This window comes from Micromonospora sp. NPDC050686 (genome assembly GCF_040654475.1).
Taxonomy (GTDB): domain Bacteria; phylum Actinomycetota; class Actinomycetes; order Mycobacteriales; family Micromonosporaceae; genus Micromonospora.
In genome coordinates this window covers 244,613-251,975 of sequence record NZ_JBFAID010000004.1, presented here as the reverse complement: position 1 = coordinate 251,975, position 7,363 = coordinate 244,613, and the positions used below count along the sequence as shown (strand labels likewise).

11 protein-coding genes, 1 tRNA gene and 1 pseudogene are annotated in these 7,363 nt (G+C 71.1%); 6 read left to right on the top strand and 7 right to left on the bottom strand.

The window, feature by feature from the left end:
* Positions 1-86 precede the first annotated feature (86 nt).
* Complete coding sequence (locus AB0H57_RS06430; protein ID WP_357503328.1) at positions 87-512, top strand: HPF/RaiA family ribosome-associated protein; 426 nt, start codon at positions 87-89, stop codon at positions 510-512.
* Between the two features lie 100 nt (positions 513-612).
* Positions 613-1,674: an alpha/beta hydrolase gene (locus AB0H57_RS06425; protein WP_357503298.1), complete on the top strand. Its 1,062-nt coding sequence runs from the start codon at positions 613-615 to the stop codon at positions 1,672-1,674.
* 135 nt (positions 1,675-1,809) lie between these two features.
* On the opposite strand, the gene AB0H57_RS06420 is transcribed toward AB0H57_RS06425, so the two are convergent.
* Both AB0H57_RS06420 and AB0H57_RS06415 read right to left on the bottom strand, forming a co-directional pair.
* Positions 1,810-2,328, bottom strand: a complete 519-nt coding sequence (locus AB0H57_RS06420) for a GNAT family N-acetyltransferase (protein WP_357503296.1) — start codon at positions 2,326-2,328, stop codon at positions 1,810-1,812.
* A gap of 64 nt (positions 2,329-2,392) precedes the next feature.
* Positions 2,393-3,091, bottom strand: coding sequence for a hypothetical protein (locus AB0H57_RS06415; RefSeq protein WP_357503294.1), 699 nt, complete (start codon positions 3,089-3,091; stop codon positions 2,393-2,395).
* A 158-nt stretch (positions 3,092-3,249) separates the two neighbouring features.
* Here AB0H57_RS06415 and AB0H57_RS06410 point away from each other — a divergent pair.
* A tRNA-Arg gene (locus AB0H57_RS06410) sits at positions 3,250-3,322 on the top strand.
* 11 nt (positions 3,323-3,333) lie between these two features.
* Positions 3,334-3,585, top strand: a pseudogene (locus AB0H57_RS06405) (phage major capsid protein); the annotation flags it as partial.
* Between the two features lie 177 nt (positions 3,586-3,762).
* On the opposite strand, the gene AB0H57_RS06400 reads toward AB0H57_RS06405, so the two are convergent.
* The 4 genes from AB0H57_RS06400 to AB0H57_RS06385 all read right to left on the bottom strand — a co-directional run bounded on the left by AB0H57_RS06400 (position 3,763) and on the right by AB0H57_RS06385 (position 5,979).
* Positions 3,763-4,161, bottom strand: a complete 399-nt coding sequence (locus AB0H57_RS06400) for an FxLYD domain-containing protein (RefSeq protein WP_357503292.1) — start codon at positions 4,159-4,161, stop codon at positions 3,763-3,765.
* Between the two features lie 185 nt (positions 4,162-4,346).
* The gene (locus AB0H57_RS06395) at positions 4,347-4,484 is read right to left on the bottom strand and encodes a hypothetical protein (protein WP_357503290.1); all 138 of its coding nucleotides are present in this window, start codon (positions 4,482-4,484) and stop codon (positions 4,347-4,349) included.
* A gap of 426 nt (positions 4,485-4,910) precedes the next feature.
* Positions 4,911-5,603: a hypothetical protein gene (locus AB0H57_RS06390; protein ID WP_357503288.1), complete on the bottom strand. Its 693-nt coding sequence runs from the start codon at positions 5,601-5,603 to the stop codon at positions 4,911-4,913.
* A gap of 112 nt (positions 5,604-5,715) precedes the next feature.
* Positions 5,716-5,979, bottom strand: a complete 264-nt coding sequence (locus AB0H57_RS06385; RefSeq protein WP_357503286.1) for a hypothetical protein — start codon at positions 5,977-5,979, stop codon at positions 5,716-5,718.
* Positions 5,980-6,249: 270 nt separating this feature from the next.
* On the opposite strand from AB0H57_RS06385, the gene AB0H57_RS06380 reads away from it, so the two are divergent.
* Both AB0H57_RS06380 and AB0H57_RS06375 read left to right on the top strand, forming a co-directional pair.
* The gene (locus tag AB0H57_RS06380) at positions 6,250-6,492 is read left to right on the top strand and encodes a winged helix-turn-helix domain-containing protein (RefSeq protein ID WP_357503284.1); all 243 of its coding nucleotides are present in this window, start codon (positions 6,250-6,252) and stop codon (positions 6,490-6,492) included.
* Between the two features lie 53 nt (positions 6,493-6,545).
* The gene (locus AB0H57_RS06375) at positions 6,546-6,854 is read left to right on the top strand and encodes a GNAT family N-acetyltransferase (RefSeq protein ID WP_357503282.1); all 309 of its coding nucleotides are present in this window, start codon (positions 6,546-6,548) and stop codon (positions 6,852-6,854) included.
* A 33-nt stretch (positions 6,855-6,887) separates the two neighbouring features.
* On the opposite strand, the gene AB0H57_RS06370 is transcribed toward AB0H57_RS06375, so the two are convergent.
* Positions 6,888-7,325 (bottom strand): hypothetical protein, encoded by a 438-nt coding sequence (locus AB0H57_RS06370; protein ID WP_357503280.1) that lies wholly within the window; start codon positions 7,323-7,325, stop codon positions 6,888-6,890.
* Positions 7,326-7,363: the final 38 nt, after the last annotated feature.

Genomic DNA, 7,363 nt, shown 5'->3' with positions numbered 1-7,363 from the left:
CCGGGACGCCGTCTCATCTCAGTCCTCAAGGGACAAGCGCCGCAAGCGTTCCCGGAAGGGGACCTCTGATGAAGGAAGGTAATGCCATCAGCGCCGTCGCGAACCCGGCCACCGTCGCCGAGTGCCTGCGCATGGGCGCGGGCTTCGCGCAGGGCGACCGGGCCTGGATCGCCGAGCAGTTCGCCACCCTCGACGCCCGCCTGGCCGGCTTCCACGCCGACTCCACCGAGCTGGAGGTGTCGGTCAAGGACCGGGAGGCCCGGGGCCAGAAGGTGACCCTGGAGTGCTGGATCGCCGGCCGGCAGAAGATCGTCACCACCTCGTCGGAGGAGGACCTGAAGGCCGCGCTGCACGACTGCCGCGACGACCTGCGGCGGCGGCTCAACGACGCGAAGACCCGGCAGGAACCGCGGCACAACAAGCACATCCGGGAGATGGCCCAGCCCGTTCCCGCACAGCCGGCCGCCGACGGTGACCTCGACCCGCTGCGGACGGACGCGGAAACCGCCTGAGCCGTACCCGCCGCCCCGCCCGGGTCGCCTGGACCGGGCGGGGCAGCGGATCCGCGCCACGGGCTACCACTCGGTAGCGTCCGGGCGTACCGTCGCGTTCGTGGAACCGGACGTGCTGGGGCCGCCGTACGAGCGGCACACGATCGACCTGAGCACCGACGACGAGGGGGCGGTCGTCGCGACCCTGGTCCGGCGGCGGGCGGACCGCCCGACCGGGCGGGCCGTGCTCTACGTGCACGGGTTCGTCGACTACTTCTTCCAGACCCACGTGGCCGACTTCTTCGCCGAGCGGGGCTGGGACTTCTACGCCCTCGACCTGCGCAAGTACGGCCGCAGCCTGCTGCCGCACCAGACCCCGAACTTCTGCCAGGACGTCGACGACTACTTCCCGGAGCTGGACGCCGCGGCACAGATCATCCGTGAGCAGGACGGGCACGACACGCTGCTCGGGATGGGCCACTCCACCGGCGGCCTGGTCATCTCGCTCTGGGCGCACGCCCGCCGCGACGCCGAGGTGGTCGACGGGCTGGTGCTCAACAGCCCGTTCTTCGACATCAACGCCCCCTGGCTGGTCCGTCGACCCCTCGCGGCCGCCGTCTCCCGGCTGGGCCGCCGGGCGCCGCACCGGGTGCTCCCCTTCGGCCTGGGCACCGTGTACGGCGAGAGCCTGCACGCCGACCACCGCGGCGAGTGGCGCTACGACCTGGCCTGGAAGCCGCTCGCCGGATTCCCGGTACGGGCCGGCTGGCTGAACGCCATCCGCGCCGGCCAGCGCCGACTCCGGGCCGGCCTGGACATCCCGGTGCCGGTGCTGCTGGCCTGCTCCACCCGCAGCTTCCGGGGCACCAGGTGGCACGAGTCGGCCACCCTCGCCGACGCCGTGCTGGACGTGGAACACATGGTCCGCTGGGCGCCCCGGCTCGGCCGGCACGTCACCCTGGCCCGCTTCGACGGCGGCCTGCACGACCTGACCCTGTCCGGCCCCGCCGTGCGGGAGCGGGTCTTCACCGAGGTGGGCCGGTGGGCGGAGGCGTTCCTCGGCGCCGGCCCCACCGCCCCGGCCGACAGCGTTCGGCCGCCTGCCAGCCGCCGACCGCCCGACGGCGCCGCCGACGGGCCCTCGCCCGCGACCGAGCCGGCGGACACCCCCGCTCGGAGCTGACCGAGGCACCCGCTGTTTGCCCCGGTTGCCGCAGGTGGCGGCCGGGTGGGGCTGCCCGGGACATCCGCTGCGGCCCCGGCTGCCCTAGCCGGCGGCCGGGTGGGGCTGCCCGCCGGGCCGCCCCGGGCAGCGGGATCAGCCGTCGACCGGGTCAACCGCCGCGACGAGTGCCATCAGCCGGCGCGCCGGCTCCCCGGTCAGATCCAACTCGCCGACGATCTCGCCGCCGCTGCGCTCACCGGTGCGCCGGAAGCCGAGCCCGAGATAGAACCCCTCCGGGCCGTCCGCGCCCTCCTCCCAGGTCGTGAAGACGCAGGTCTCCCCCCGCCGGCGGGCCTCGGCGCAGACCGCGCCCACCGCGTACCGGCCGTGGCCCCGGCCCTGCCGGTCGGCGGCGACGTTCAACCGCCACAGCCCGGAGCGCAGGTCCGCCGGGTCGTCCGGCCGCCAGGGGATCCGGAAGAACCCCATCAGGAAGGCCACCGGCTCGTCGCCGTCGAGGACCAGCCGCGGCCAGGCGACCTCCCCCCAGGCGTACGCCTCGGCGAGCGAGCGGGCCACCGGCTCGACCAGGTGTTCCTGGTCGGGGCGCACCGTCAGCGCGCAGGCCGCCTCGACGTTGTCCGGGGTGATCTGCTCCAAGCGCGGCGACATGGCGGCGACCCTACCGAGCGGGCCGGTGCGGCGGCACGGCCTTTTCCGGCGACCGTTCCCTGGGTCAGGCCGCCGGTCCGGGCAGCCCGGCGACGGCGGCACGGATCCGGTCGAAGGTGGCCACCGGGTGCCGCCCGCCGTCGGCCGGCAGGACCAGGCCGAGGCAGTGCACGCCCAGGTCCCCGTCGGCGTTCGTGTCGACGGCGAAGACGGGCGCGCCCACGTACCCGTCGGGCAGCGCGGTGTCGACCAGCACCCGGTCGCCGTCCCGGAGCACCCGCTCGACCGCGACCTCCAGCGGGCGGGCGGCGTCGGCGCGTACCCCCTGGGCCAGCACGAAGGCGGAGGCCGGCTGCGCGCCGACCGCGGCGACCACCTCGGACCCGGCCGCCAGCCCGTCGGTGACCGGCTGGGTCCGCCACCGCCAGCCCCGCGCGCGGGCCTGCTCGTGCAGGCCGGCCATCGGCAGCACCGCGACGCCCAGCTCCGGCCGGCGGGACCAACCGCCGGCCGGCAGCGTCAGCGCGTCGGGAGCCACCCCGGGCGGCTCGGTGACACTGGGCCGCAGGCCCACCTCGGCGGCCGGCGCACCGGCCAGCACCTCGGCGGTGAGCAGGTAGTCGGTGCCGGTCGCGGCGGTGAAGAGGAACCCGGTGCCGAAGCCGCCGCCGTCGTCCGGGCCGCGCAGCGGCAGCAGCGCACGACCCACGATCTGGCACAGCTCGTAGGCGACGTCGTTCTCGATGTCCGGGTCTAGCAGCACGGGATCGAGGGTACGGAGCCGGGGCGGTCCACGCCGGGAGACCCGGTCACCGGGCGGGGATCCGTGCGACGCTGATCGGTGGTCGGTGACGCACCACCCGTTACCCCCCGGAGCGGCCGGTCGGCGGTACCCTCTTGGCGCGACGATGCGTCGCGTGCGCGCCCGTAGCTCAGCGGATAGAGCAGGGGACTTCTAATCCCAAGGCCGCAGGTTCGAATCCTGCCGGGCGCACCGTACCTGAGCTGTGGAAACAGCGACTCCACCGCGCGCAGTGGTGCGCCAACCTGGCCATCATCAACACGCTGCGGCAGATGGAGACCACGAACGGCGCGCTGAAGTTCCCGGAGCTGGCGAACGGTCAGCTTCTCGGACGGCCGATCAACGAGTGCTCCGACATGGATGGCACGCTGACCGTCGCCGCGAACAACTTCATCCTGGCGTACGGCGACTGGACCAACTTCGTGATCGTCGATCGGATCGGCGCGACGCTGGAGATCATTCCCAACCTGGTGGGTGCCACCGACGGCCGACCGCCCAGCGGGGCGCCTTCCTCTGGTAGGACCGGCTCCGACGTGCTCGTGGACAGCGCGTTCCGGCTCCTCAACGCCCAAGAAGATGAGAAGGCCCCGGCGGGTGACCACTCCAAGGTCCCGCCGGGGCTCTCGTCTATGTCAGGAGACCTTGTCGACCTTGCAGGTGATCTTGCCGGTCACCTTCTGGCTCAGCACGACCATGGCCTGTTCAACGGCCTTCTGGCCCGGCCGCACGTCCGAGACGATAGTCGTGGTGTTACCCACCCGCGTGCCCTTGGCGTCGAGGACGAACACATCGATGAGGTACGTCTCCTGGTTCTTGCTGGAGTTGTTCACCTCGATATCGGCCTTCACGTTCGCCAGGAACTCGCTGCCCGCCGAATCCCCTTCGCACGACGTCAGCTTGACGTGCCCGGCCTTCGCCTCCTGGTCCTTGCTGACGTCGCTGGCCGCCTTACCAACCAGGGCGGTGCACGCGACGAACCCGCCGCCGCAGAGCAGGACGCCCAGACCGACGATGATGAGGAAGACCTTCAAACCCGTCGACATTTTCTTCTTCGGCGGGGGCGCGGGAGCGTACCCCGGCGGAGGGGTCGGGGTCCCCGGCGGAGGGGTCGGGGTTTGCTGCGACATTTCGTAGTGCCTCTCAATTGATGGGTGTTACCTCCGGGAGCCCTTCCAGGCCGGAGGCTTGCTTCTTCACCACCGACCGGTGCCGGTCGTCAAGGGTGGTGGCGGTGGACAGCGGTCCCGGATGGAACAAGCTCCTGGCTCAACTCGCCGACCTCGGCAGGCTGCTGGGCCAGCGGCAGCGAGACCGGGTCGTGCCGCTGGCGGCCGGTGTATGCGGCGGTGGTCATGGTGCTCTCGTCTCTCCAGGTCGCGGTGACGCTCCCCCGTGACGAGAGCAACCCCGCCAGAGAGTGCCAGGGCCGGCCACTCCGTACATCCACCAGCCTGGTAGTTGCCTGGGTCAACCAGCCTGACGTGGTCAAACGAACGGGCAACGGCGGCCGGCCGGTGGGTGGATCTTGTACCGCCGGATTCGCGGCGATCGTGAGGGTGAGTGGCTTGCCACTTCCGGTCGCGCCGGCCACCATGGCCTCGTCCGGGGAGCGTGGGTCAGTTCTGGCCGGGACTTGCTACGGGCAGTCCTGCGGCCTTCGCGCATTCGAGCACCGGCACAAGTCGGGCGATCGGATGGCCAGCGGAGCACCTCGCCGGATACCACACCTGCCCTCTCCCGGTCGAGGACCGCTGGTTGTTGATGGGTTCAGCATTGCCGGCTATTGCTCCAATGCCGACAAAAGGAGGTCCATGACCCTCGCGGGCTGCGTGACCATCGCCAGGTGATCGGCGTCCAGGCTCCGGACCTGATACCCACGTTCTTTTGCCCGCTCTGCCGTCGACTGGTATGCCGCGCTCAGCTGGAGGTAGATGTGCCTGGCGGAGTCCCACGCCCTGCCAGGCGCAGGTAGCACCTCGGAGACGATCTTCCACGGCAGCTCGGGCAGGCCGCACAGCACCCGCCGCCGCTGGTCGGGGTCGGGCAGGACGTCGGCCAGGGATACGTCGGGGAACCAGGTGTCCCACCTCGGCAGCCGGCCGGACGCCGCCATCTCTCGTAGCCAGGTGGCCCGTTCCGGCGGCAGTGACCCGCACCAGCTCGTGCCCGGATGCGGCAGGCGGGCATCCAGGGAGACGACGTCCAGCCGGTCACTGCCGACCGCGTCGGCGATGCCGGGCAGGTAGGCACCCGCGCGGCTGTGGCCGACGACGACGGTAGGCGCGCCATGAGTGACGTTGGCAGCCGCCGCGCAGACCGCGGCATGAAAGGACGGCGACTCGACCAACGGCCGAAGGTCCAGCACCGCCACGCGCCGCCCTGCCGCTTCGAGATGCGATCGCAGGGCGTCCCATGTCGCTGAGGTGAGGAGCGGGCTGTGAACGAGGAGGATCGTTGGTTCGGCGAGCACCATCGCATCCTGATGGCTGGACAGCCATCCGTACAGGCGGACCCGCTGCCGACCGCCCTTCCACAGGTCGTCGGCCTCGCCTCACACTCGTCTGAGTCGTTGAGTCAGGCGATCGTCAGGTTGCCCGGTCAGGCGCAGTCCGCTGCTTTGCTGCGCGGCGACGCGGGATGGCTACGGCGCCCATCCGCAGTCCGGCTGCTTCCCCTCGATCATTGAGCTGATAGCCGTCGAGCCACACCCATCCGTCGTAGGTGACCCAATCCAGCACGCGGATCAGCCTGAAGTTGAAGGGCTGCCCGAACTGCACGCTGGCTCGCGCGCCGACGTGGAGCAACGCACCAGCCTTCAGGGCGCTCAAGACCGCTTCGCCTTCCGCCACGCCAGGATCCGGGCACGGGCGACTACGACCACCGGGCACCAGTTGACCCGGCACCGCCTGCACCTGCGGACGCCATGACGATCAAGCGCGTACCAGGCAACTTGGATGTCGAAGGGTGACTCCTCGCCCTCCTCCATGTACCGCCGCACGGCCACCTCCGAAGGTTTGGACTCTGCAACAAAAGGTAGACCGCTTGTCCATGCACGTCCAGGGTTAACCAGGGTTGTTCCTGACTCTTGGACGTTCTGTACGTCCAAGGAAGGTGGGGGAATGAGTGTCGATCCGTTGTCCCCCACGCCGCTGTACGTCCAGGTGGCGGATTTGATCTCGAAGGACATCGAGGAGGGCAAGCTGCAACCGAAGCGACCCATCCCGAGCGAGAACCAGCTACGGCAGGAGTATGGGATCGCACGGGGAACGGCGAGGTTGGCGGTAGCCCTGCTGCGGGAGCGGGGCCTGGTCGTCACCATTCCGCACCGAGGCACCTACGTGGCCTGGGAGAACACCAAGTGAGGTGAGGGGCAGCTATGCCGTCCGCGCCACGCCCACCCCTATTGCCACAGCGGGTGCAGACCTCGGGCGAGATCGTCACCGCTGTCGTCCTCGACCCCGAGGGGCAGGTCGCCGCGTCCGGCAAGCTCGCGACCGCCGGCGCGTACGGGATCGTGGACCAGGTCGAGACCGCAGCCGCACACCGGCGGCGCGGGCTGGGCAGCGTCGTCATGCGTACGCTCGCGTGGCATGCCCTTCGACGCGGCGCGGACACCGGCGTCCTGGTCGCCACCGACGACGGACGCGACCTCTATCGAAGTCTCGGCTGGACGGTACGCACGCCGATCGCGGTCGCCTACCTGCCGGAGCCGGCGGGCGCCTGATCCGCGCACGCCGCTGCGGGCAGGTGACGGGGCCTATGCCGGCGGCGGATCGCCGAGCCGGCCGAAGACCTCACCGCAGACGTCTACACAGTGGGCCAGCACCACGTCGGCCGTCAGCACCCCGGCCGTGGTGAGCACGAAGACCTCGCGGTCGACGCGTTCGACGGACTCGGTCCACGGCGCGGCCGTCAGCACCTGCTCGAAGAGGTCGCTGCCGGGGCGGGACAGGCCGAAGACGGCCAACTTCCCGTCGTCGAAGCTGAGCGTCCACTCCCGGCCGTCCTTGGTGGAGACCGCCAGATAGCCCGGCAGGTCCTCCAGCGCGGGGTCCTGCGGCAGGCGCGCGGCGGCCTCGGTCACCGCGGGCGACCCGGCCAGCGCGTCGCCGTCGAAGACGTCCCAGCCGTCGACGCGCTGCGGCTCGACACCGTCGACCGCGTAGCCAGGGCGGGACCGTCGCAACCAGCTCATGACTCTCACTATCGGGTAAAGGGGGCCCGGTGTCGCCA